This window comes from Kribbella capetownensis (assembly GCF_004331485.1).
Classification (GTDB): Bacteria; Actinomycetota; Actinomycetes; order Propionibacteriales; family Kribbellaceae; genus Kribbella; species Kribbella capetownensis.
On record NZ_SJKD01000002.1, the window covers coordinates 543,930 to 564,601 of the forward strand.

19 protein-coding genes are annotated in these 20,672 nt (G+C 68.1%); 10 read left to right on the plus strand and 9 right to left on the minus strand.

What is annotated here, in order from left to right; all coding sequences use genetic code 11:
* Positions 1–70: 70 nt before the first annotated feature.
* Positions 71–2,725 carry a pyruvate, phosphate dikinase gene (gene ppdK, locus E0H75_RS12915; RefSeq protein ID WP_420323289.1) on the plus strand — a complete coding sequence of 885 codons (2,655 nt, stop codon included), beginning with the start codon at positions 71–73 and terminating at the stop codon, positions 2,723–2,725.
* A 332-nt stretch (positions 2,726–3,057) separates the two neighbouring features.
* Positions 3,058–3,336 carry a YciI family protein gene (locus tag E0H75_RS12920; RefSeq protein ID WP_131513734.1) on the plus strand — a complete coding sequence of 93 codons (279 nt, stop codon included), beginning with the start codon at positions 3,058–3,060 and terminating at the stop codon, positions 3,334–3,336.
* 240 nt (positions 3,337–3,576) lie between these two features.
* Here E0H75_RS12920 and E0H75_RS12925 read toward each other — a convergent pair whose 3' ends face one another.
* Positions 3,577–4,797 (minus strand): type II toxin-antitoxin system Phd/YefM family antitoxin, encoded by a 1,221-nt coding sequence (locus E0H75_RS12925; protein ID WP_131513735.1) that lies wholly within the window; start codon positions 4,795–4,797, stop codon positions 3,577–3,579.
* A 174-nt stretch (positions 4,798–4,971) separates the two neighbouring features.
* Here E0H75_RS12925 and E0H75_RS12930 point away from each other — a divergent pair, with 174 nt between their 5' ends.
* Positions 4,972–6,498 carry a helix-turn-helix domain-containing protein gene (locus E0H75_RS12930; protein WP_131513736.1) on the plus strand — a complete coding sequence of 509 codons (1,527 nt, stop codon included), beginning with the start codon at positions 4,972–4,974 and terminating at the stop codon, positions 6,496–6,498.
* Here the strand turns inward: E0H75_RS12930 and E0H75_RS12935 are convergent.
* The 3 genes from E0H75_RS12935 to E0H75_RS12945 form a co-directional block, all read right to left on the minus strand.
* Positions 6,463–7,014 carry an alpha/beta hydrolase gene (locus tag E0H75_RS12935; protein WP_238162986.1) on the minus strand — a complete coding sequence of 184 codons (552 nt, stop codon included), beginning with the start codon at positions 7,012–7,014 and terminating at the stop codon, positions 6,463–6,465. The two genes, E0H75_RS12930 and E0H75_RS12935, sit on opposite strands and share 36 nt — an antisense overlap.
* Before the next feature lie 96 nt (positions 7,015–7,110).
* Positions 7,111–8,373, minus strand: a complete 1,263-nt coding sequence (locus E0H75_RS12940; protein WP_131513737.1) for an MFS transporter — start codon at positions 8,371–8,373, stop codon at positions 7,111–7,113.
* Positions 8,370–8,915, minus strand: coding sequence for a winged helix-turn-helix domain-containing protein (locus E0H75_RS12945; protein ID WP_131513738.1), 546 nt, complete (start codon positions 8,913–8,915; stop codon positions 8,370–8,372). Before E0H75_RS12945 ends, E0H75_RS12940 begins: the two co-directional genes overlap by 4 nt.
* A gap of 74 nt (positions 8,916–8,989) precedes the next feature.
* Between E0H75_RS12945 and E0H75_RS12950 the strand changes: the two genes are divergently transcribed.
* Genes E0H75_RS12950 through E0H75_RS12960 form a run of 3 tightly spaced genes read left to right on the plus strand, consistent with a single transcriptional unit; the run spans position 8,990 to position 12,112 of the window.
* Positions 8,990–9,595, plus strand: a complete 606-nt coding sequence (locus E0H75_RS12950) for a RibD family protein (protein WP_131513739.1) — start codon at positions 8,990–8,992, stop codon at positions 9,593–9,595.
* 32 nt (positions 9,596–9,627) lie between these two features.
* On the plus strand, positions 9,628–10,854 hold the full coding sequence (locus tag E0H75_RS12955; protein WP_131513740.1) for a deoxyguanosinetriphosphate triphosphohydrolase: 1,227 nt from the start codon (positions 9,628–9,630) through the stop codon (positions 10,852–10,854).
* 10 nt (positions 10,855–10,864) lie between these two features.
* On the plus strand, positions 10,865–12,112 hold the full coding sequence (locus tag E0H75_RS12960; RefSeq protein ID WP_131513741.1) for an NAD(P)/FAD-dependent oxidoreductase: 1,248 nt from the start codon (positions 10,865–10,867) through the stop codon (positions 12,110–12,112).
* Here the strand turns inward: E0H75_RS12960 and E0H75_RS12965 are convergent.
* Both E0H75_RS12965 and E0H75_RS12970 read right to left on the minus strand, forming a co-directional pair.
* Positions 12,109–12,969 (minus strand): TolB family protein, encoded by an 861-nt coding sequence (locus tag E0H75_RS12965; protein ID WP_131513742.1) that lies wholly within the window; start codon positions 12,967–12,969, stop codon positions 12,109–12,111. The two genes, E0H75_RS12960 and E0H75_RS12965, sit on opposite strands and share 4 nt — an antisense overlap.
* A gap of 18 nt (positions 12,970–12,987) precedes the next feature.
* A complete protein-coding gene (locus tag E0H75_RS12970; RefSeq protein WP_131513743.1) occupies positions 12,988–14,622 on the minus strand; it encodes a glycoside hydrolase family 99-like domain-containing protein in 1,635 nt (544 codons plus the stop codon).
* 64 nt (positions 14,623–14,686) lie between these two features.
* Between E0H75_RS12970 and dnaG the strand changes: the two genes are divergently transcribed.
* Together dnaG and E0H75_RS12980 are read left to right on the plus strand one after the other, a co-directional pair.
* Entirely contained in the window at positions 14,687–16,585 is a 1,899-nt protein-coding gene (gene dnaG / locus E0H75_RS12975) for a DNA primase (RefSeq protein WP_131513744.1), read from the plus strand.
* 66 nt (positions 16,586–16,651) lie between these two features.
* Entirely contained in the window at positions 16,652–17,086 is a 435-nt protein-coding gene (locus E0H75_RS12980; protein ID WP_131513745.1) for a VOC family protein, read from the plus strand.
* Here the strand turns inward: E0H75_RS12980 and E0H75_RS12985 are convergent.
* Positions 17,070–17,690 (minus strand): nucleotidyltransferase domain-containing protein, encoded by a 621-nt coding sequence (locus E0H75_RS12985; RefSeq protein ID WP_131513746.1) that lies wholly within the window; start codon positions 17,688–17,690, stop codon positions 17,070–17,072. The genes E0H75_RS12980 and E0H75_RS12985 overlap by 17 nt on opposite strands.
* 86 nt (positions 17,691–17,776) lie before the next feature.
* Between E0H75_RS12985 and E0H75_RS12990 the strand changes: the two genes are divergently transcribed.
* Together E0H75_RS12990 and E0H75_RS12995 are read left to right on the plus strand one after the other, a co-directional pair.
* A complete protein-coding gene (locus tag E0H75_RS12990; protein WP_131514101.1) occupies positions 17,777–18,244 on the plus strand; it encodes a GNAT family N-acetyltransferase in 468 nt (155 codons plus the stop codon).
* Positions 18,245–18,344: 100 nt separating this feature from the next.
* Positions 18,345–18,842 carry a DUF1269 domain-containing protein gene (locus tag E0H75_RS12995; protein WP_131513747.1) on the plus strand — a complete coding sequence of 166 codons (498 nt, stop codon included), beginning with the start codon at positions 18,345–18,347 and terminating at the stop codon, positions 18,840–18,842.
* A gap of 61 nt (positions 18,843–18,903) precedes the next feature.
* On the opposite strand, the gene E0H75_RS13000 is transcribed toward E0H75_RS12995, so the two are convergent.
* Together E0H75_RS13000 and E0H75_RS13005 are read right to left on the minus strand one after the other, a co-directional pair.
* Positions 18,904–19,992, minus strand: coding sequence for a CU044_5270 family protein (locus tag E0H75_RS13000; RefSeq protein WP_131513748.1), 1,089 nt, complete (start codon positions 19,990–19,992; stop codon positions 18,904–18,906).
* On the minus strand, positions 19,985–20,641 hold the full coding sequence (locus E0H75_RS13005) for an RNA polymerase sigma factor (protein WP_238162987.1): 657 nt from the start codon (positions 20,639–20,641) through the stop codon (positions 19,985–19,987). The genes E0H75_RS13000 and E0H75_RS13005 overlap by 8 nt, the downstream gene beginning before the upstream one ends.
* Positions 20,642–20,672 lie beyond the last annotated feature (31 nt).

Genomic DNA, 20,672 nt, shown 5'->3' on the forward strand with positions numbered 1-20,672 from the left:
ACTGGAGTCGATGGGCCAGCGGGCCACCACACCGCGCTCAGAAGCACCGCCCGAACCACAGGGAGTGATCGTGCCGAAACTCGTCTACGACTTCGCCGAAGGCAACAAGGACATGAAGGAGCTGCTCGGCGGGAAGGGGGCGAACCTGGCCGAGATGACCAACCTCGGCCTGCCGGTGCCACCCGGATTCACCATCAGCGCCGAGGCTTGCCGCGCGTACCTGGCCACCGGCTCGGTGCCATCGGACCTGGCCGACGAGATCGATCACCACGTCGACGTACTGCAGCAGAAGATGGGCAAGAAGCTCGGCCAGGCCGACGACCCGCTGCTCGTCTCGGTCCGGTCCGGAGCGGCCGTGTCGATGCCCGGAATGATGGAGACCGTTCTCAACGTCGGCCTGAACGACGACTCGGTGAACGGGCTCGCGCACCACTCCGGCAACCCGCGGTTCGCCTGGGACGCGTACCGCCGGCTGATCCAGATGTTCGGCAAGACCGTGCTGGACATGGACGGCGACGTGTTCGAGGACGCGATCGAGGCGGCCAAGGAAGCCAAGGGCACCCGCAACGACCTCGATCTGGACGCGGACGACCTGAAGCGCCTGGTCGAGACGTTCAAGCAGGCCGTGCACGAGCACACCGGACGCGAGTTCCCGCAGGACCCGCGGACCCAGATGGACCTGGCGATCGAGGCGGTCTTCGGCTCGTGGAACTCCGAGCGCGCGATCCTCTACCGCCGGCAGGAGCGGATCCCGACCGACCTCGGTACGGCGGTCAACATCTGCTCGATGGTGTTCGGCAATCTCGGCATGGACTCCGGCACCGGCGTCGCGTTCACCCGCGACCCGTCGAGCGGTCAGCCCGGTGTGTACGGCGACTACCTGCAGAACGCGCAGGGCGAGGACGTGGTGGCCGGCATCCGCAACACCGTCCCGCTCGCGGATCTGGAGCAGATCGACAAGACGTCGTACGACGATCTGATGGCGATCATGGCCAAGCTCGAGGGGCACTACCGCGACCTGTGCGACATCGAGTTCACCGTCGAGCGCGGCAAGCTGTGGATGCTGCAGACCCGGGTCGGCAAGCGGACCGCGGCAGCCGCGTTCCGGATCGCGACCAGCCTGATCGACGAGGGCGTGATCGACACCGACGAGGCGCTCAAGCGGGTGAAGGGTGCACAGCTCGCGCAGTTGATGTTCCCGCGGTTCGACGCGGACGCGGACACCGACCTCATCACCAAGGCGATCGGTGCGTCGCCGGGTGCGGCGTCCGGCACGATCGTGTTCACCTCGGCCGCCGCGGTCGAGGCGGCGGACCGCGGTGAGAAGGTGATCCTGGTCCGCCGTGAGACGAACCCGGACGATCTGCACGGCATGATCGCGGCGCAGGGCATCCTGACCAGCCGCGGCGGCAAGACCTCGCACGCGGCCGTGGTCGCCCGCGGCATGGGCAAGACCTGTGTCTGCGGCGCCGAGGAACTCGACGTGAATGTTGCCCAGGGCACCATCAAGGTGAACGGCACGGTGATCGAGGCCGGCGAGACGATCTCGATCGACGGAACCACCGGCGAGGTGTTCCGTGGCGAGGTCCCGGTGGTCGCCTCACCAGTGGTGCAGTACTTCGAGGGCTCGCTGGCACCGGACCAGGGCGACGAGCTCGTGGCCGCCGTCCACCGGTTGATCACCCATGCGGACGAGGTACGGCGTCTCGGCGTACGGACGAATGCGGACACCGCGGACGACGCGGCCCGGGCGCGGCGGTTCGGGGCCGAGGGGATCGGGCTGTGCCGGACCGAGCACATGTTCCTGGGTGAGCGGCGGGAGGCCGTCGAGCGGCTGATCCTGGCCGACAACGACGGTGATCGTGATGCGGCGCTGACCGAGCTCGAGCCGTTGCAGCGGGGCGACTTCCTGGAGTTGCTCGCCGCGATGGACGGGCAGCCGGTGACGATCCGGCTGATCGACCCGCCGCTGCACGAGTTCCTGCCGTCGATGGAGGATCTGGCGGTCAAGGTCGCGCTGGCCCGCGAGCGCGGTGAGGATCCGGGTCACGATGCCGCGCTGCTGGCGGCTGTCGAGCGGCTGCACGAGGAGAACCCGATGCTCGGCCTGCGGGGTGTCCGGCTCGGTCTGGTCATCCCCGGGCTGTTCGCGATGCAGGTCCGGGCGATCGCGTCCGCGGCCGTCGAGCTGAAGCAGCAGGGCAAGGACCCGCAGCCGGAGATCATGATCCCGCTGGTCGGCGCGGTCCAGGAATTGCACCTGGCCCGGGACGAGGTCGAACGCGTGATCGCCGAGCTGGGCGTCGAGTGGGACATCCCGATCGGCACCATGATCGAGCTGCCGCGCGCGGCGGTGATCGCGGACCAGATCGCCGAGGCGGCCGACTTCTTCTCGTTCGGCACCAACGACCTGACCCAGACCACGTGGGGCTTCAGCCGCGACGACGTCGAGGGCGCCTTCTTCTCCCGCTACCTGGAGAAGGGCATCTTCGCGGTGTCGCCGTTCGAGTCGATCGACCGGGAAGGTGTCGGTGCGCTGGTCCGTACCGGCGTCGACCGCGGCCGCGCCACCAAGCCGGATCTCAAGCTCGGTATCTGCGGTGAGCACGGCGGCGACCCCGACAGCATCCACTTCTTCCACGACGCCGGCCTCGACTACGTCTCCTGCTCACCGTTCCGGATCCCGGTGGCCCGTCTCGAAGCCGGCCGAGCCAGCCTGGCCTGACCTCCGTCGCCGCCCGGTTGTGGGGCTTGACAGCCGGGCGGCGTGACGGACGGTGCAGGTGTACGGCGCGTCGCTGACCGTGACCGGGGATTCCATCACGAAGCGTCACGGGCCTGAACTGTCCGCAGCAATTGTCTTAACCAAACCCTTGCGTACCGGCGGTCCGGCTGGTCAAAATGTCCGGGCGGGAAGGGAGATCACTCGTCGACTTTCGGGTCTGACCTGAACCAGCCGCTGTGGCGGCTCGTGACTCCCTTCCCGCACCAAATCCTTTGCAGAGCAGGCCTAGTGTCCTGAGTCGGAGGTTCGGGACACTAGGTAGGGTTTCTGCCATGGCCCAATATGTCGTGCAACTGCGCTTCGACCTTGCTGAGACCGACCGCCGGATGGAGGTCCGCCCGGCCCATCGCGACTACCTCACCGAGCTGAAGGCCTCCGGCAAGCTGGTCGCCGCCGGACCGTTCGCCGACCAGACCGGCGCGTTGCTCGTGTACGACGTCGCCGACGAGACCGAGCTCCGCGAGATCCTCGCCAAGGACCCCTACACCCCGGCGAACGTCTACGAGATCGCCACCCTCGCCGAGTGGCAGCCGCTGTTCCCGTTGGCCTGACCCACCCAACGCCGGGCTGCTCACCCGCCCGCCAACCGCCAACCGCCAACCGCCAACCGCCAACCGCCAACCGCCAATTTCAGCGGATGACCCCTGAAGTTGCCGGTTCTCACCTCGGAATTTGAGGGTAGAACGAGGGACTTGAGGGGTTATCCGGTCAAATGGCCGCCGTGGGGGCGGCCGCTGGTCGAAGGCGAGGCGGTCCTCGGGCGACGGGCGAGAGCCGGAGGTGGTGGTGGGCTAGATGTCCGCGCCTTCGAGGTCCAGGTGGTCGACGTACGCCCAGAGCCAGACCAGCGGCGCGAGCACCAGCTCGGGCTCGCCTTCCTCGTCGGCCACGAAAACCATTGACGCCTCGCCGTTGGAGATGTCCTCGATCACCGCGTCGCAGACCTCGATCGCGGCCTCGAACGGCAGCAGCCGGGGCCCGTTCTCCCAGCGCGGCTGGGGGAGCGGGAGCACCGGCGCCTCGTCGGTCCCGTCCAGCTCCACCGAGACCTTCTGCAGTTCCTCGTACAGGTCGTAGGTGATCAGCCCGGCCAGCGGACGGCCGTCGAGACCGATCAGGTACGGATCGTCGGAGCCCCCGCGGAAGTTGTCCCGCAGTTCCGCGAACGCCGCCTTGAGGTCGGTCGCCTCGAGGTACGGCGCCTCGTCCAGCTCCTCGTCCTCTACCTCGACCTCGGTCAGCCCGCTGCGCATCTCGTCGAACTGGTGCAGCAGCGTGTTCAGCTCGTCGTACGCACCGCCGCCGGGAGCCTTCTGCGCCCGTGCCTCCAGGTCGTGCAGGTGCTCGAGCAGATCGTCCTCGAAGTGCAGCTCGTACCGCGGCAGGCCGGGCTCGCGGCCGGCATTGATCTGGGCGACCAGCTGGGTCGACACCGGTCCGAGCCGCTCGGCCAGCACCTCCAGCGGCGTGGTCGGCTTCTCCTCGTCGTCGTGCGCGCAGGAGTCGTCCTCGACCTTCCCGCCCTCCAACGCGAGCAGCACCTGGAACGCCGGGAACGCGACCAGCGCCGCGGTCGCCATCATCCCGTCGCCGATCAGCATCAGCGGGTTCGCACCGGCTTCGGTCCGGCGCAGATGGTCCGGCATCAGTACGGCGGCCTGGTCGACGTTCACCTGGCTGGCCAGGGACGACAACCCGTGGTCGGCGTCGACGCCGAGCAACTCGACCAGCCGCTCCGAGCTCATGTCGAAGTTGGAGCGCAGGTAGTACCGCAGCCAGCCGGCATCGACCGGGTTGGCGAGCAGCTCCGCGACCCTGGCGCGGAAGTCGGCCAGGTCTGCGATCGCGAGCACCACCAGGACCGGCTGCTCGCCGTCACCGATCACCAGCGGCCGGGTGTCACCGTTCTGGAACCCGTCGATCACCTGGTGCAGGCTGTCCGCAGCCGCATCGAGCGGCCACGACTCCGCCTCGAACTCGTTCACCACCGCGGCGGAGGTGTCATCGGGCATCTGCTGGTCCTCTCCGGGTGGCGGCGGGAGTTGGGGTAACTCTAGGCGGCCGGGGTTTCGACGGACGGTGAGGGGCCCGTCCGGGGGCCGGTGTGAGCACCGGCGTGACATTGGCTACGCTGGCACCGGCGGGTCGATGCAGAGGTATCTCACATGTGAGATAAGGTCCGGCGCATGACCGATGACTACCTGAGCCGGATCGGAAATCTCATCCGGGACGCCCGCAAGCATCGCGGCTGGACACAGACGCAACTCGCGGAAGTACTGAACACCAGCCAGAGTGCGGTGAACAGGATCGAAAAGGGTCATCAGAACCTCACCCTCGAGATGCTCGCCCGGATCGGCGAGGCCCTCGATTCCGAAATTGTCTCTCTCGGTGGCGGTCCGGTCCACCTCCGCGTCGCCGGTGGCCGGCAGCTTTCCGGGTCGATCGACGTCAAGTCCAGCAAGAACGCCGGCGTCGCGCTGCTGTGCGCCAGCCTGCTGAACAAGGGCCGCACCACGCTGCGCAAGGTCGCCCGGATCGAAGAGGTGAACCGGCTGCTCGAGGTACTGAACTCGATCGGCGTCCGGACCACCTGGCTGAACGACGCCGGCGACCTGGAGATCGTCCCGCCGGCCCACCTCGACCTGGGCAGCATGGACGCCGAGGCGGCCCGTCGTACCCGCTCGATCATCATGTTCCTCGGCCCGTTGCTGCACCGCGAGGACACCTTCCAGCTGCCGTACGCCGGTGGCTGCGACCTCGGTACGCGGACCGTCGAGCCGCATATGGCGGCGCTGCGGCCGTTCGGGCTGGAGGTGAAGGCGACCGGCGGTGAGTACCACGCGGTGGTGAATCGGGCGCTCTCGCCGGGCAAGCCGATCGTGCTGACCGAGCGCGGCGACACCGTGACCGAGAACGCGATCATGGCCGCGGCCCGGTACGACGGTGTCACCGTGATCCGCAACGCCAGCTCCAACTACATGGTCCAGGACCTGTGCTTCTACCTGGACCTGCTCGGCGTCACGATCGACGGCATCGGTTCGACGACGCTGACCGTGCACGGCAAGCCGGAGATCGACGTGGACGTCGACTACGCGCCGTCGGAGGACCCGATCGAGGCGATGAGCCTGATCACCGCGGCGGTCGTGACCGGATCGGAGATCACCATCCGGCGGGCGCCGATCGAGTTCCTCGAGATCGAGCTGGCGCTGCTGGAGGAGATGGGCTTCGACTACAGCCGCAGCGCGGAGTACCTGGCTGAGAACGGCCGGACCCGGCTGGTCGACCTGACCACCCGGCCGTCCAAGCTGCACGCGCCGATCGACAAGATCCACCCGATGCCGTTCCCCGGCCTGAACATCGACAACCTGCCGTTCTTCGCGGTGATCGCGGCGACGGCGACCGGGCAGACGCTGATCCACGACTGGGTCTACGAGAACCGGGCCATCTACCTGACCGACCTGAACAAGCTCGGCGGCCGGGTCAAGCTGCTCGACCCGCACCGGGTGATGGTCGAGGGGCCGACGCACTTCTCCGGCGCCGAGATCATGTGCCCGCCGGCACTCCGGCCGGCCGTCGTCACGCTGATCGCGATGATGGCCGCGAAGGGTACGTCGGTCCTGCGCAGCGTCTACGTGATCAACCGCGGCTACGAGGAACTGGCCGCCCGGCTCAACTCGCTAGGCGCTCAGATCGAGACCTTCCGCGACATCTGACACCCGCGCGTCCTGCAGGAACGCGACGGCCTCGGTGATCACTTCCGGATCGGTCATGATCCGGCGGTGACCGAGGCCGGTCGTCGCGAGGAAATGCGCTCGCGGCCCGTAGGCCCGCAGCAGCACCCGTACCTGCTGGGGATCCACGACATCGTCCTCGTCGTTGTGGATCACCAGCAGGTCCGCGTCGGCGGCCGCCACGGAGAACCTGGCCCAGATCTGCTCGTCGCCGTCGAAGTACCCGCGCTCGATCGACCGCCGGAGTGCCTTGTTGGTCTCCGGCCCCAGGCCGAGCTCGCGGCAAGGGGTGTCGCCGTGTCCGGGAGCGTCGAACGAGACCGGGCTGTAGCCGAGTTCGAGCAGCCTGGCGACGAATCCGGCGTACCGCGACGCGCGTGAGCGCCAGCCGTGCACGAGCAGGACCGGGCGGCGGCCGTCACCCCAGGCGTAGGTGACGACACCGTCGACGACCTCGACCCGCGCGGCCTCGTGGATCGCCCGCTCGGACTCACGCACCCGGCCGCGGCGGGCCTTCGACCTGAACGCGTACTACGAGGCCGCCAACTTCGCCTCGATCCTGCACGACGACGGCAAGGCGTACGACCGTGCTCGTCAGGCCATCCGGTCCCGGCTGGAGTCGGTCGTGGTCGCTGGTACGACGCTGCCGTGGTGAGTGGGGAGATCGCGGCGCCGGCGGATTGGTGAGCACAGGAGCACCAGGCCCGCGAGTGGAACTCCCGCGGTCGTGATCCAGAGCGCCGGCCCGAGTCCGAGCGTCTGGCCGAGTGTTCCGCCGAGGAGCGCGCCCAGCGGGATCGTTCCGTAGTTGACGAACGAGCTCGTCGCGGTCAGCCGACCGAACAGGGCCGGCGCGCAGTAGGACTGCAGGAAGGTCGCTTTCACGACGTTGCCGCCGACGACGCCGAGACTGACGCCGAAGCCACCGGCCAGGTACAGCCACGGGCTGAGGCTGCTCAGCGGTATGAGCAGGGCGAGGGTCGGCAGGCCGAGTTCGCAGATCAGGAGTGCGCGCGCCGTACCGAAGCGCGCGGCGAGACGCCGGCCCGCGAAGGCGCCGGCGACGCCACCACTGGTCGCGGCGGCCACCAACGCACCGACCGTCCCTGCCGTCAGGCCGGCTTCTCGGACGAGGAACACGACCACGATGGCTTGGTAGCCCATCAGGGCGAGGTTCGAGACCGCGCCGAAGATCGTCAGCGTCCGCAGCCAGACATCCCTTGCCACCAAGGCGATTCCTGCCCGGATCGCACCGGCTTGGCGGCCGGACGTCGTACGGCGTTCCCGGAATCCGATCGCGGCCAGGCACGCGAGAGCGACCAGGAACGTTGCGGCGTCGACGAGTAGTGCATTGGCCGGGCCGGCCAGTTGGACGACCAGGCCGCCGCAGCCCAGACCAGCGATCTGGGCGGCTGAAGCGCTGCCGTGGAGCTTGGCGTTGCCCTCGGCGTGGTCGGCCGAGTCGAGGAGAGTGGGCAGATAGGCGGTGTACGCGGTCTGGAACCCGACTGCGGCGGCACCGGCAAGGATCGCAGCGGCCAGCAGCAGGTGGATCGTGAGTACGTCGGCCCAGGCCGCGAGGGGGAGTACGGCGAAGAGCAGGAACGATGCGGCCGAAGAACCCAGCAGGACCGGGCGACGGCGTACCCGGTCGATCCAGGCGCCGGCGGGCAGTCCGATCAGCAACCACGGCGCCCAGGCGGCCGCGGTCAGGAGGCCGACCTGGAAGGTGGTTGCCTGGAGCATCGAGATGGCGATCAGCGGGAGCGCCACCGACGAGGTTGCGGATCCGAACCGGCTGATCGTCTCGCCGGTCCAGAGCAGCCGGAAGTCGCGGTGCCGCCGGAGCAGGCTCATGATCTGCGCGGGAAGGACTGCAGTTGCACGATCACGCGCTCGGTGTTCGCACCCGCGGGCTCTGTGCTGGTGTACTGCTCGACGACCGCGGCGATCTCCTCGTTGAGGTTGTGCAGCTGAGTCGGTGTGAGGTGCAGATCGCGCCAGTCCGAGAGGGCGGCCGCATGCTGCCACTCGGCGGGCCAGTTCTCGTCGACGTACGCGCGGACGCGGTCGAAGTACCGCTCGACCAAGTCGCGCAGGTAGACCTTCAGCGCGCCGCTGGTCTCGGGATCGTCGCGGAACTCTCCCGGGTCGAGGACTGTCTGCCGCGCCGCGAGCCGCCACCACCGCTCACGCCTGGTGCCGCGCTCGACGTCCTCGTCGAGGTAGCCGTGCTCGGCGAGCAGCCGCAGGTGCCAGCTGATCGTGCCGGTGCTCTCACCCAACCGGGCCGCCAGGCTGGTGGAGGTGGCCGGGCCGTCGAGCTCGATCGCCTCCAGGATTCTCATCCGCAGCGGGTGGGCGAGTCCGCGCAGACTTCTCGCATCGATCCGTCGCATAAATGCAGAGTAGTCTCTGCAAAGGAGTCTCTGCAATGCCGGTTTTGTCGGTGGCGACTCCTAGCGTTCGGGGCATGCGGCCTCAGGTAGTGGCTCAGGTGGCGGTGTCGCTGGACGGCAGGACGTCCGGATTCGACGCCGACCTCGCGCGGTTCTATGCGCTCGTGACGTTGTGGCAGGAGGACGTCACGCTGGTCGGTGCGGACACGATCCTGGCCCAGGAGGCGGCGGTTCGCGCCGCGTCGCATCCGGGTCCACGGCCGGCTGCGCCGCTGCTCGCGGTCGTGGACAGCCGAGCGCGGGTCCGTGAGTGGGAGGGGCTACGGCAGCTCGGCCACTGGTCCGACGTACTCGCTCTGTACGCCGACCAGACGCCGGCTCGACCGCCGGACGCGACGACGCGCGAGCTCGTCACTGGGTACGACCGGGTCGATCTGGCCGAAGTGCTCGATGTCCTCGGTGATCGCGGCGCCAAGACCGTCCGCGTCGACTCCGGTGGCACGTTGATCGCCGTACTGCTCGAACTGGGTCTCGTCGATGAAATCGCGCTCCTGGTCCATCCCGTTGTCGTCGGATCCGGCCGGCGATGGTGCGGGTTGGAGGAGGTGCCGTTACGTCATGCCGGCACCGAGGTCTTCGAAGGTGGCATCGTCTGGCTCCGGTACTGCGTCTCCGCCTGAACTGTCGGTGCCGGCCGCTACTGTGAGCGGTGATGAGGAAGCAGCACGAGTGGTACGACGAGCATGACGCCGAGCGCTGGGTGGCGGAGCCGGTCAAACGGCCGGGCCGGACTGCTTTCGCTCGCGATCGTGCGCGGGTGCTGCACAGTGCGGCGCTGCGGCGGCTGGCGGCCAAGACCCAGGTGGTGACGGCGGGCAGCGACGACTTCGTCCGCAACCGGCTGACGCACAGTCTCGAGGTCGCGCAGATCGGCCGCGAGCTCGCCCTCACGCTCGGCTGCGACCCGGACATCGTCGACGCGGCCTGTCTGTCGCACGACCTCGGCCACCCGCCGTTCGGTCACAACGGCGAGCGCGCGCTCGACCAGGTGGCGACCGAGATCGGCGGCTTCGAGGGAAACGCGCAGACACTGCGGCTGCTGACCCGGCTGGAGTCCAAGACGTTCGACCCGGCCGGCCGCAGCGTCGGTCTCAACCTGAGTCGCGCCACGCTGGACGCCGCGACGAAGTACCCGTGGTCCCGCCGCGCCGGCGAGCGCAAGTTCGGCGTGTACGACGACGATCTCGCGGTCTTCACCTGGTTGCGCCAGGGCGTCGGCGAGCAGCGGTGCCTGGAGGCCCAGGTGATGGACTTCGCCGACGACGTCGCGTATTCGGTGCATGACGTCGAGGACGGGATCGTTGCCCACCACATCGACCTGGCGCGGGTCGGTGCGGACCGGGCGCCGTACTGGCAGACGGTCCGGCAGATGTATTTGCCGGAGGCAACGGATGTGGAGCTGGACGCGGGCTGGCGGCGACTGACCTCGCTGGCCTACTGGCCGGCGGCGTCGTTCGACGACAGCCGGCGCGCGCTCGGCGGGTTGAAGGACCTGACCAGCCAGCTGATCGGCCGGTTCTGCACGGCGGCGGAGCAGGCGACCCACGCGGTCTTCGGTCGCTCGCGGCTGATCCGCTACGAGGCGGACCTGGTCGTCCCGGACGGCATCCGGGTGGAGATCGGCCTGCTGAAGGGCGTGGGCATGTTCCACGTGCTCAACTCGCCCGAGCGGCAGGCACGGCGCGCCACCCAGCGCGAGCTGCTCACCGAGCTCGTCGAAGCGCTGTGGAAATCCGCTCCGCGACACCTTGACACCGCCTTCGCCGCGGACTTCGCCGAGGCCGCGGACGACGGCGCGCGGCTGCGGGTGATCGTCGACCAGGTCGCGTCGCTGACTGACCCGTCAGCTCTTGCCTGGCACACGTCGTTGAAGGGTTAATCTGCTGGGTATGAGTGACGCAGACCAGCAGCCCATTGTCATCGTCGGCGCGAGTCTCGCAGGTGCGACCGCGGCCGGGGAACTTCGGAACGACGGTTGGACCGGAGGCATCGTCCTGATCGGCAGCGAGACCCGGCTGCCGTACGAGCGACCACCGCTGTCCAAGGGGGTGCTGCTCGGCAAGGACGAGACGGACGTCGCGCAACTTCACGACCAGCAGTGGTACGACGACAACAAGATCGACCTGCTGCTCGGCAAGACCGTGACCAGCATCGATGCCGCCGGCCATACCGTCACGCTGGACGACGGCTCGCAGGTGTCCTACGGCAAGCTTCTGATCGCGACCGGCAGCCGGGTCCGGCGTCTCGACGTACCCGGTAGTGACCTGGCCGGGATCCACTATCTGCGGACGGCCGAGGAGTCGCAGGCGCTGGACGACGCGTACGTCGCCAAGCCGCGCGTGGTCGTGGTCGGCGCGGGCTGGATCGGCCTCGAATCGGCGTCGGCCGCTCGGGAGCGCGGCTCCGAGGTGACGGTCGTCGAGCCGCAGTCGACGGCGTTGGCGTCCGTGCTCGGTGAAGAGGTCGGCGGGTTGTTCGCCGAGTTCCACCGGCAGCACGGCGTCCAGTTCCGGTTCGACACCGGGGTCGAGGGCTTCGAGGGCACCGACAAGGTCACCGGCGTACGGCTCTCCGGTGGCGAGGTCATCCCGGCGGACCTGGTGGTCGTCGGCGTCGGCGTACAGCCGAACACCGAGCTCGCCGCCGAGGCCGGCATCGAGGTCGCGACCCGGGAGAACGGCTCCGGCATCGTCACCGGCTCGGATCTGAAGACGTCGGTAGCGGACGTCTACGCAGCCGGCGACGTCGTGCGGTGGGACCACCCGCTGTTCGGCCGGTCGGTCCGGGTGGAGCACTGGCAGAACGCGAAGGACAGCGGTGCCGCGGCCGCCAAGGCGATGCTCGGCCAGGAGGTCGCGCACGACGCGATCCCGTACTTCTTCACCGACCAGTTCGACCTCGGCATGGAGTACGCCGGTGAGATTCCGCGCGGGACGTTGTACCAGGTCGTGCTGCGCGGCGACCCCAAGTCCGGTGCCTACTTCGCGTTCTGGCTGGACGACGATCGGCACGTCCTGGCCGGCATGCACGTCAACAACTGGGACACGATCGACGCGATCCAGGACCTGATCCGCTCCGGCAAGCAGGTCGACCCCGCCCGCCTCGCGGATCCCTCGGTGGAACTCTCCGACGTCTAAACCGGATAGGCGACGAACGCGAACTGGGTGCTGTCCGGCGACCAGCTCGGCACGTTCATCGTGCCCTGGCCGCCGAACAGCGTCCCGAGCTCGCGGATCTCGCCACCGGGGCTGAGCAGCCGCAGGCGTACGTCGTCCACATCCGCCGGATGACCCAGCGTGCCGGACGGGAAGCTGACGTAGGCGATCACCGATCCGTCCGGCGCAGGATGCGGGAACCAGTTGACCCGCTCGTCGGAGGTCAGCTGCTCGACCTCACCCGTGCTCACCGAGATCCGGAACAGCTGCGCGTGCCCCGGCGTCGAGGAAGCCCGCTCGGAGTTGAAGTAGATCCACTTCCCGTCCGGGCTGTACTCCGACCCGTCGTCGGCGTGCTCGTCGTTCGTCACCTGGACGTCGGCCCCACCGGCGGCCGGAATCGTCCACACGTTGGCGATCCGGCGCCCGTCGACCTGCTCCAGGCCGATGTACGCCAGCGTCTTCCCATCCGGCGACACCCCGTGCAGGTAGTGGTGGAAGCCCGGTCCGCGGTCGTTGGTCACCCGGCGTCCAGGCCCGCCGTTCAGCGGCACGGCGTACAGGTGACCGTCGTCGGCCGACACGTACACGGTCGTCCCGTCCGGGCTCACCACGTGGTCGTTGTTGATCGCCGGCACTCCGCCGAGCTCGATCTCCCGCAGCTCACCGTCGAGGCGGAACAGCTGACCGTTGCCATTGACGATCAGCTGTCCGTCCGGCGTCCAGTTCGGCGCCTCGAAGAGCAGAGTGGATGAGCTGTGCACCAGACGACGCTCGCCCGTGGCGATGCCGACGACGTACAGCTCGGACCGTTGATCAGGGCGCAGGGTTCGTGGCACGCCCTCCAACCTATGTCATCAGCTCGGGGGAGTGCCTTCCGGATCAGCGACACAGCCCGGGCCTTGAAGCTGGAGCTCGGTGTGCAGGATGTCGAGGTACGCGCAGCCGTCGCGTTCGTTCGGCTCGATGATCCCGCCCTCGTGCCACTCGTTCCACGCGTAGAGGAACAAGTAGTTGTCCACGGTCGACGGCCGGGTCGAGGTCGCCATGTCGGCGGTCGCGTTGCGGACCGCCTGGCGGTAGCCGTCGAACGACTGGTCCGGCATCCAGCGGATCGCGTTCACGTCGGGAGTCTCGATCGGGTACCGCGGTCGCTCGTCGAAGTCGGACAGGACGCAGCGGCCGTACGCGCCCGGCGCCTGGTTGTAGAAGGCCCGCTGACCCTGCAGGTACGTCGCGTACGAGCGGCTCTCGACGGCCGGACCGTCGGTCGTGCAGTACGGCGCATCGGCGCCGGCGGCCGGCACCTGCTTCGGATCGAAGCCCGCCTGGTTGATCATCACGTAGATGTCCTCGCCGAGCTGGCTGCGGGCCTTCGCCCGGACCGCGTCGACGAACTGCTTCACCTGCGCGTTGCTGCCGTCACCGAGTCCGCGGGCGTCGCAGATGTTGAGGATCTTGCGGCCGTCGTTCGTCCGCAGCGTGTTGTCCTGCCCGAGGAACCGCATCAGGTTCGTGGCCACCGCGTCGTACTGCGTGGTCGGGATCTTCAGCGTGTCGTACGGGTGGGCGCAGACGCCGACGGTGAAGTCGATGCTCTCTTTGTTGCGGGCCTGCAGGAACGCGTCCAGTGCGGCCGCGGTGACGGTCTGCTGCTGCTTGGTGTTGTCCCAGTACCAGTAGAAGTTGAAGAAGCTCAGCCCGGCCGACGTCGCCTGGGTGATGTGCTTCTCCAGCGTCGTGGGCTGCGAGTCGTCGTAGTACCCGATGGACGGCTTCAGGTACGACCAGTCCTCACCGGGCCAGTTGTCGGTGGCGTAGTGCGTGCCGTCGTGGAAGTCGCGGACGCCGCCCCACCAGTCGTTGTCACGTCCGTAGATCTCCTTGGTCCGGGCGATGATCGTCCCGTGGCCGTGGGTGTTGAACATGCCGAAGTACACGGCTCCGGCGCGGATCCAGGTCTGGTGGACGTACCCGACCGGGCCGTCGAGGGTGTAGCCGGCGTTCAGGAGTTCGGTGGTCTTCGCCTCCGGCGCCAGGCGCCACTCCTTGCCGTTGGTGAAGCGGCGGAGCTGGATCAGGCCAGGGCCAGGCTGCTGGGCGACGTACCCGGCAGTGCCCTCGAGGATCCACTTCTGCTGGACCAGCGCGTCGCGCTCCTGCGTGGACGAGGTGAAGAGCCATCTGGTCGCGGTCGCCGTCGGCTTGAGCCGGAAGAGCGGCGTCTCGCCGGTCTGCTGCACCCGGCCGAGGAACCCGACCTGGCCGGGCTGGCGCTTGTACCCCGCGCCGGTCGCCGCGGCGAGTTCGCGGGGATCGGCGGTGTAGAGGCGGCCGACGCCGCCCGGGGCGACGAGTTCGACGAAGGGTCTCGGCTGGGCCGGGCGGGCGGCCGCCTGGGCCTGCGGTGGATCTTGGTTCTGGTCGGCGATCGCGGGTCCGGCGGTCAGGATCACGGCGGTGAACGCCGCGGCAAGAGCAAGAAGGCGCACGTACTTTCCCCAGTTTCGTCCTCCCGTGGCCGGGAGTGCTTGCCGATGATCGTAGACTCACGGGGTGGCAGGCCGGATCAAGGACGAGGACATCGCGCTGGTGCGCGAGCGCGCCCGGATCGACGACATCGTCGGCTCGTACGTGACCTTGAAGAACGCCGGCGGTGGTTCGCTGAAGGGTTTGTGCCCGTTCCACGACGAGAAGTCGCCGTCGTTCAACGTCACCCCGGCCCGCGGGTTCTTCTACTGCTTCGGCTGCCAAGAGGGCGGCGACGTCATCGACTTCATCCAGAAGATCGATCAGATCACCTTCAGCGAAGCGGTCGAGACGCTGGCCTCGAAGGTCGGCATCCAGCTCCGGTACGACGACTCCGGCGCCCCGATGCAGCGCGGCCCGGGGAACCAGCGGCCGCGGCTCGTCGAGGCGCACAAGGTCGCCGCGGAGTACTTCGTGGAGCAGCTGTTCGGTGCGTCCGACGCGGCGGCCGGGCGGCAGTTCCTGGACCAGCGTGGGTTCGACAAGGACGCGGCCGTGTACTTCGGGGTCGGGTTCTCGCCGCGCGGTGGTGAGGCGCTGACGGCGCACTTGCGTGGCCGCGGGTTCACCAACGCCGAGCTGGTCGCGTCCGGGCTGTCCGCCGACGGCCAGCGCGGACTGTACGACCGGTTCCGCGGCCGGCTGATGTGGCCGATCCGGGACGCATCGTCGGATGTGATCGGATTCGGTGCCCGTCGTCTGTTCGACGACGACCGGATCGAAGCGAAGTACCTGAACACGCCCGAGACCCCGATCTACAAGAAGTCCAAGGTCCTGTACGGCGTCGACCTCGCCCGGCGTGAGATCGCCAAGGGCCGTCAGGCCGTGGTCGTCGAGGGCTACACCGACGTGATGGCCTGTCACCTGGCCGGGGTACAGACGGCGGTCGCCACCTGCGGGACGTCGTTCGGCGACGACCATGCCCGGGTGCTGCGGCAGCTGCTGCTGGATCACGACCAGTTCCGCGGCGAGGTGATCTTCACCTTCGACGGTGACGAGGCCGGCCAACGGGCGGCGCTGAAGGCGTTCGCAGGCGATCAGGCCTTCGCTTCGCAGACGTATGTCGCGGTCGAGCCGGACGGGCTGGACCCATGCGACGTGCGACTGCAGAAGGGCGACGCCGCGGTCCGGGAGCTGATCGGCCGGCGCGTGCCGCTGTACCGGTTCGTGCTGACCAACGTCCTGTCGAAGTACGACCTGGACCGCGCGGACACCCGGATCGACGCGCTGCGCGAGGCCGCGAAGCTGGTGATCAGCATCCGCGACCGGTCGAAGGTTGACTCGTTCACTCGCGAGCTCGCGGGCCAGCTCGGCATGGAGGTCGACCAGGTCCGGTCTGAGGTCTATCGCGCTGCGTCGCGAGGTCCGGAGCTGGTTGCAGACCGCCGTACTCCGATGGGCCAGCCTGAGGTCGCGGCGCCGCCGCCGCGCGTCGATATCCCGTCGCCGCGGGATCAGCGGTTCGTGATCGAGTGGGACGTGCTGAAGATCGCGATGCAGCATCCCGCACTGGTCGGGGTCGCATTCGACGAGTTGGACGATCACGACTTCACCCATCCGTGGCTGGCCGCGGTGCGGGCCGCCATGGCGAAGGCCGGTGGGCCGTCGGCCGCGCCCGCGGCTGAGGCGTGGGTGGTCGCCGTACGCGATGCCATTGGCAACGATCCGGCTGCCGCGGTGGTCAGTGCCCTTGCCGTCGACCCGCTGCGGCTGGGCCGCGAGCCGGACGAGGCGTATGCGTTGGCGCTGCTGGCTCGGCTGCAGGAGTTGACGTGTGCTCGGCGGATCCAGGATCTGAAGTCGAAGCTGCAGCGGACGAACCCGATCGATCGACCCGACGACTACAACAAGATGTTCGGTGAGCTGATCGCGCTCGAGGCTTACCGTTCCGATCTACGCAAGAAGGCGATCTCCGGGGCGCTCTGAGGTTCACTCTGGTTCATCTGCGCCTGTTCGGCGTGAGCATTCCGGCCGCGTGACGGATGCTGGGGTATGCCCGATGACGGACTCCTGCGACGAGTCGACGCCGTACAGGTCCCGGTGCCGAGCCTGGACGAGGGCCTCGCCTTCTACGTCGAGGCCCTCGGCCACCGGCTGCTCTGGCGGAACGACGACCTGGGCCAAGCCGGCCTCGAACTCCCGGATGGCGACAGCGAATTGGTGCTGACCACAACCAGTCCGTACGAACCCAACTGGCTGGTCGACGACGTACCCACAGCCATCGCCACCATCACCGACCACGGCGGCGCGGTCGTGACCGGCCCTTTGGACATCCCTGTCGGCCGAGTCGCCGTGGTCCAAGACCCGTTCGGCAATCCACTCGTTCTGGTAGACCTGTCCAAGAGCCTCTACACCACCACCTCCGACGGCACCATCACCGGCGTCCGGCCCACGCAGGGCCCAGCTGAGGTCAATCCAGCGACGTGATCCAGGGGTGATCGCTGCCTTTGGTCTCTGTCAAGGCACTCGCGAGCCAACTGCGCGCGCCTGCATCGAGCAGTGGTGCGGTGGCTTCGAAGTCTGCTTGATCCTTCGGGCGGGTCTGCAGGCCCTTGAACAGGAGCACGAGCTCTGGCCGGAGGTATGGAATGCCGTCTGGCGTGTGGGCGATCGATTCGTCGTACGGCCGGTGAATTGCGCGGTCGAGGGCGCAGATCCAGTGCGCGCGGTTGTCCGGGCAGCGCATCACGTCAACGCGCCACTTCCCGTTCGCCGGGTCACGCACCATCGTCTGCTGGTACTCGAAGTACGCCCCACCGGCACCGTCGACAGGCCAGAACCCTTCCCGCCCCGCCACGAAGAACTCGTACGCCGACAACCGCTCCCGCAGTACGTCGAAATCCCACAGCGGCGTAGCGATCTCCAAATCCTCATGAGCCCGTGTCTGGTGACCCCGGAACAAATCCAGTGCCCACCCACCGACTACACACCAGCGCGCGTCCACTCCCGCCAGCAGCTTCGAAATCTCCTCAGGCCGCCACGCATCCCACGTCTCGGGTCCCCACTCCAACTGCACCGGCTCAACCAACATCCCGCGAGCGTAACCGCCCCTCAGGTCCGCCCGTCGCCTGGAATCCGGGTGACGCTGCCTCGCGGTTCTGCGAGCCTTCGAGAGTGATGGACGTGACGATCTCGGCGGCGGTGGAAGCGGACGAACGGGCGAGCAGTACCGCGCGGCTCCTGAGTCAGCTGCCCGCCTGGTTCGGTATGGCAGAAGCAAATGATGCCTACGTGAAATCGGCGCGCGAGTTCCCCGCCCTCATCGCCCGTGCCGGAGACGAGACTGTCGGCATCCTGCTGCACCACCGGCATTTTCCCGAGGCGGCCGAGATCCACCTGATGGCGATCTCGCCTGCGTGGCACCGTCGAGGCATCGGCACCGCGATGATCGGGAAGCTCGTTTCGGACTTACGTCTCGACGCCTGCCAGATCCTGCAGGTGAAGACGTTGGGCCCAAGCCATCCCGACCTCAACTACGCCAGGACCCGCGCGTTCTACCGCTCCGCCGGCTTCCTTCCGCTCGAAGAAACCTCAGCTCTCTGGCCGGGCAACCCGTGCCTGCTGATGGTCAAACCTCTCGGCTGACCGGCGTACTCGGAGAGGTGATGTCACCCGACTGGGGTGAGGTGATCGGGGTGGTGCGGCGGGAGGCTGGGCACGATGGAGCAGTCGAGGGAGACGCGCGATGTCGACACTGACAGTCTGGAAGTTCTCGACCTGGGACGGCGCCAACCAGGCGATCGCGACGTTGGAGGGGTTGGCCAAGCAGGGGCTGATCAGGGTGCATGACGCCGCGTCGGTGTCGTGGCAGCCGGAGGCGAAGCGGCCGAAGACCCGGCAGTTGCGCAGTCTGACCGGCGCTGGTGCGATCGGCGGCATGTTCTGGGGCATGCTCTTCGGAATGATCTTCCTGATGCCGTTCGCGGGCGCCGCCATCGGAGCCGCATCAGGCGCCATCGCAGGTTCGCTCGCCGACGTAGGCATCGACGACGACTTCATCAAGTCCACCCGCGACCAGATCACCCCTGGCACCTCAGCCCTGTTCCTGATGTCGAGCGAAGCAGTCCTGGACAAGGTCCAGGAAACCTTCGAAGCAACCGGCCTCCAGAAGGCAGCCCGCCTCGTCCAGTCCAACCTCTCCACCGAACAGGAAGCAGCCCTCCGCGACATGTTCGGCGGCTGACCCACGCACAGCTGACCAACGCAGCTGGCTCGGCAGCGAGGCTGCCGAGCCGGCTGGTGAGTCAGCGAACTACGGGGCGGTTCGGGGTGATGCGGCTGCTGACGGAGGTCCAGCTGACGACGTCGCCACGCACCAGCGCCTGCGGGTCGCCGTCGCCGTTCAGGGGGCCGGTGACGGTGGCGACTTCGCGAAGGCCGAGGAACTGACCGGTCCCAGGGTCGATGATGAGATCCTTGCGAACGCCCAGGAACTCGACCAGGCCGATCGCAAGTCCGCTCTTCCCATCGAGGTTTACCGCGTCGGCCTGGAGTTGAATGCCGGGAATCTTGCGGGCTGCCTGGTACAGGGCGGCACGCAGGTCGGCGGGTGCGATGCCAGAGGCCAGGACGGTGGCGACCCGGTCGAACGCCTCGAGGTTCAACGACTCGGGAGTTTGCCCCCGGGTTTTCGTCGGGGTGCCATCATGGCGTAGCGCCGTCAGCAGTTTGTCGGGGTCCCGCGGCAGCCGGGCGAGAAAATCGGGAGAAGGCATCAACCAACTGGGGGTGCAGATGTTCTTCCCGTCCTTCTTCTGGAGCATGAGGTAGCCACCGTTCGTGCCCACCCCGCAGACGTACGGTGACTTGATCATCTCGGGCTTGATGTTCAACGGGTCGAGCTTGTTCCATAGCGTTCTGGCCGCTGGGCTGGAGAACTCCTTCTTGGCACTGAGCACCGAGGTCGCAGTGTACGGCGGCTTCTGGTCGGCTGAGATCCACCAGTTGCTCACGTCGAGGCGGGTGCCGACGTACGAGTTGTGAGGCCCGAATCTCCACGTTCCCTGGCTTCGCTGGGTGACCTGGCGGTACTGCCCCGGCGGGATCGGCGCGTCCGGGTTGGCGTTGGTGAGTTCGGCGGCGTTGGCCAGGAAGGTGCTCGCGTCAGCGACCGCGCCGGGCTTCGTGGCGCCGTCCTTGATGACCACGTCGTTCACCAGGAAGCCGACGGCCAGCGTCGCGGCCACTGCGCCGGCAACCAGCACCCGGCGCCGGCCGACGAAGCGGCGTACGGGAGAGGGGGTCAGCACACGCTGACGGGCGCGGGCCAGTGCGACTGGGTCCGCCGGGGGTACGTCGTCGCGTACCCGCTTGAGCAGGTCGATCTCATTCATCAGGGTTCTCCTGGAAGTCGGGGCCGAGTGCTGTGCGCAGGGCGCGGCGGGCTCGGTGCAGTCGGGACCGGACCGTCCCGATCGGGATGTCGAGGGCGTCGGCGATCTCGGGGTAGCTGAGGTCTTCCCACGCGAAGAGCAGCAGGATGTCGCGGTCGGCTTGCCGCAGACCGGCCAGTACTCCGGCCAGAGCGCGCGAGGCCGACTGCGCGTCGACCCGGGCGGCGACCTCCGCTGAGAGCATGTCCGCGCCGTCGAACGATCCACCGGGATCCGAGCGCGAGTAGGCGCGGTACTGGCGGATCTCGTCGCGCCGTCGTCGATGGATCAGGTTGGTGGCGATGCCGTAGAGCCAGGGCAGCGCGCCTGCCGAGGACTCGTGGTAGCTGTGCCGGCGTTCGAAGGCGATCAGGAACGTCTGCCCGACCAGGTCGTCAGCTTCGGTGGTGCCGAGCCGACGGGCGACGTACCGGTGGATCGCGACGGCATGCCGATCGAACAGCAGGGCGAAGTCCTCCTGGCTGGCGGACACGAGTTGGGCGTCCGTACGCCGGCCGACCGAATCGGTCCTCAGGGCAGCTTCTGGCGGTGGCTCCGGTTCGGGTGGCAGGCGTTCGCGGGAGAAGGCCGCCGTCTCTATTCGGTTCACGCCTGCTTCTGCCCGATCGCCAGATATCGGT

Coding starts and splice junctions, on each gene's coding strand:
- E0H75_RS12920 (WP_131513734.1), top strand. CDS start 3,058: ATGGCCCAATATGTCGTGCAACTGCGCTTCGACCTTGCTGAGACCGAC.
- E0H75_RS12925 (WP_131513735.1), bottom strand. CDS start 4,797: ATGCCCGATGACACCTCCGCCGCGGTGGTGAACGAGTTCGAGGCGGAG.
- E0H75_RS12930 (WP_131513736.1), top strand. CDS start 4,972: ATGACCGATGACTACCTGAGCCGGATCGGAAATCTCATCCGGGACGCC.
- E0H75_RS12940 (WP_131513737.1), bottom strand. CDS start 8,373: ATGAGCCTGCTCCGGCGGCACCGCGACTTCCGGCTGCTCTGGACCGGC.
- E0H75_RS12945 (WP_131513738.1), bottom strand. CDS start 8,915: ATGCGACGGATCGATGCGAGAAGTCTGCGCGGACTCGCCCACCCGCTG.
- E0H75_RS12950 (WP_131513739.1), top strand. CDS start 8,990: ATGCGGCCTCAGGTAGTGGCTCAGGTGGCGGTGTCGCTGGACGGCAGG.
- E0H75_RS12955 (WP_131513740.1), top strand. CDS start 9,628: ATGAGGAAGCAGCACGAGTGGTACGACGAGCATGACGCCGAGCGCTGG.
- E0H75_RS12960 (WP_131513741.1), top strand. CDS start 10,865: ATGAGTGACGCAGACCAGCAGCCCATTGTCATCGTCGGCGCGAGTCTC.
- E0H75_RS12980 (WP_131513745.1), top strand. CDS start 16,652: ATGCCCGATGACGGACTCCTGCGACGAGTCGACGCCGTACAGGTCCCG.
- E0H75_RS12985 (WP_131513746.1), bottom strand. CDS start 17,690: ATGTTGGTTGAGCCGGTGCAGTTGGAGTGGGGACCCGAGACGTGGGAT.
- E0H75_RS12990 (WP_131514101.1), top strand. CDS start 17,777: ATGGACGTGACGATCTCGGCGGCGGTGGAAGCGGACGAACGGGCGAGC.
- E0H75_RS12995 (WP_131513747.1), top strand. CDS start 18,345: ATGTCGACACTGACAGTCTGGAAGTTCTCGACCTGGGACGGCGCCAAC.
- E0H75_RS13000 (WP_131513748.1), bottom strand. CDS start 19,992: ATGAATGAGATCGACCTGCTCAAGCGGGTACGCGACGACGTACCCCCG.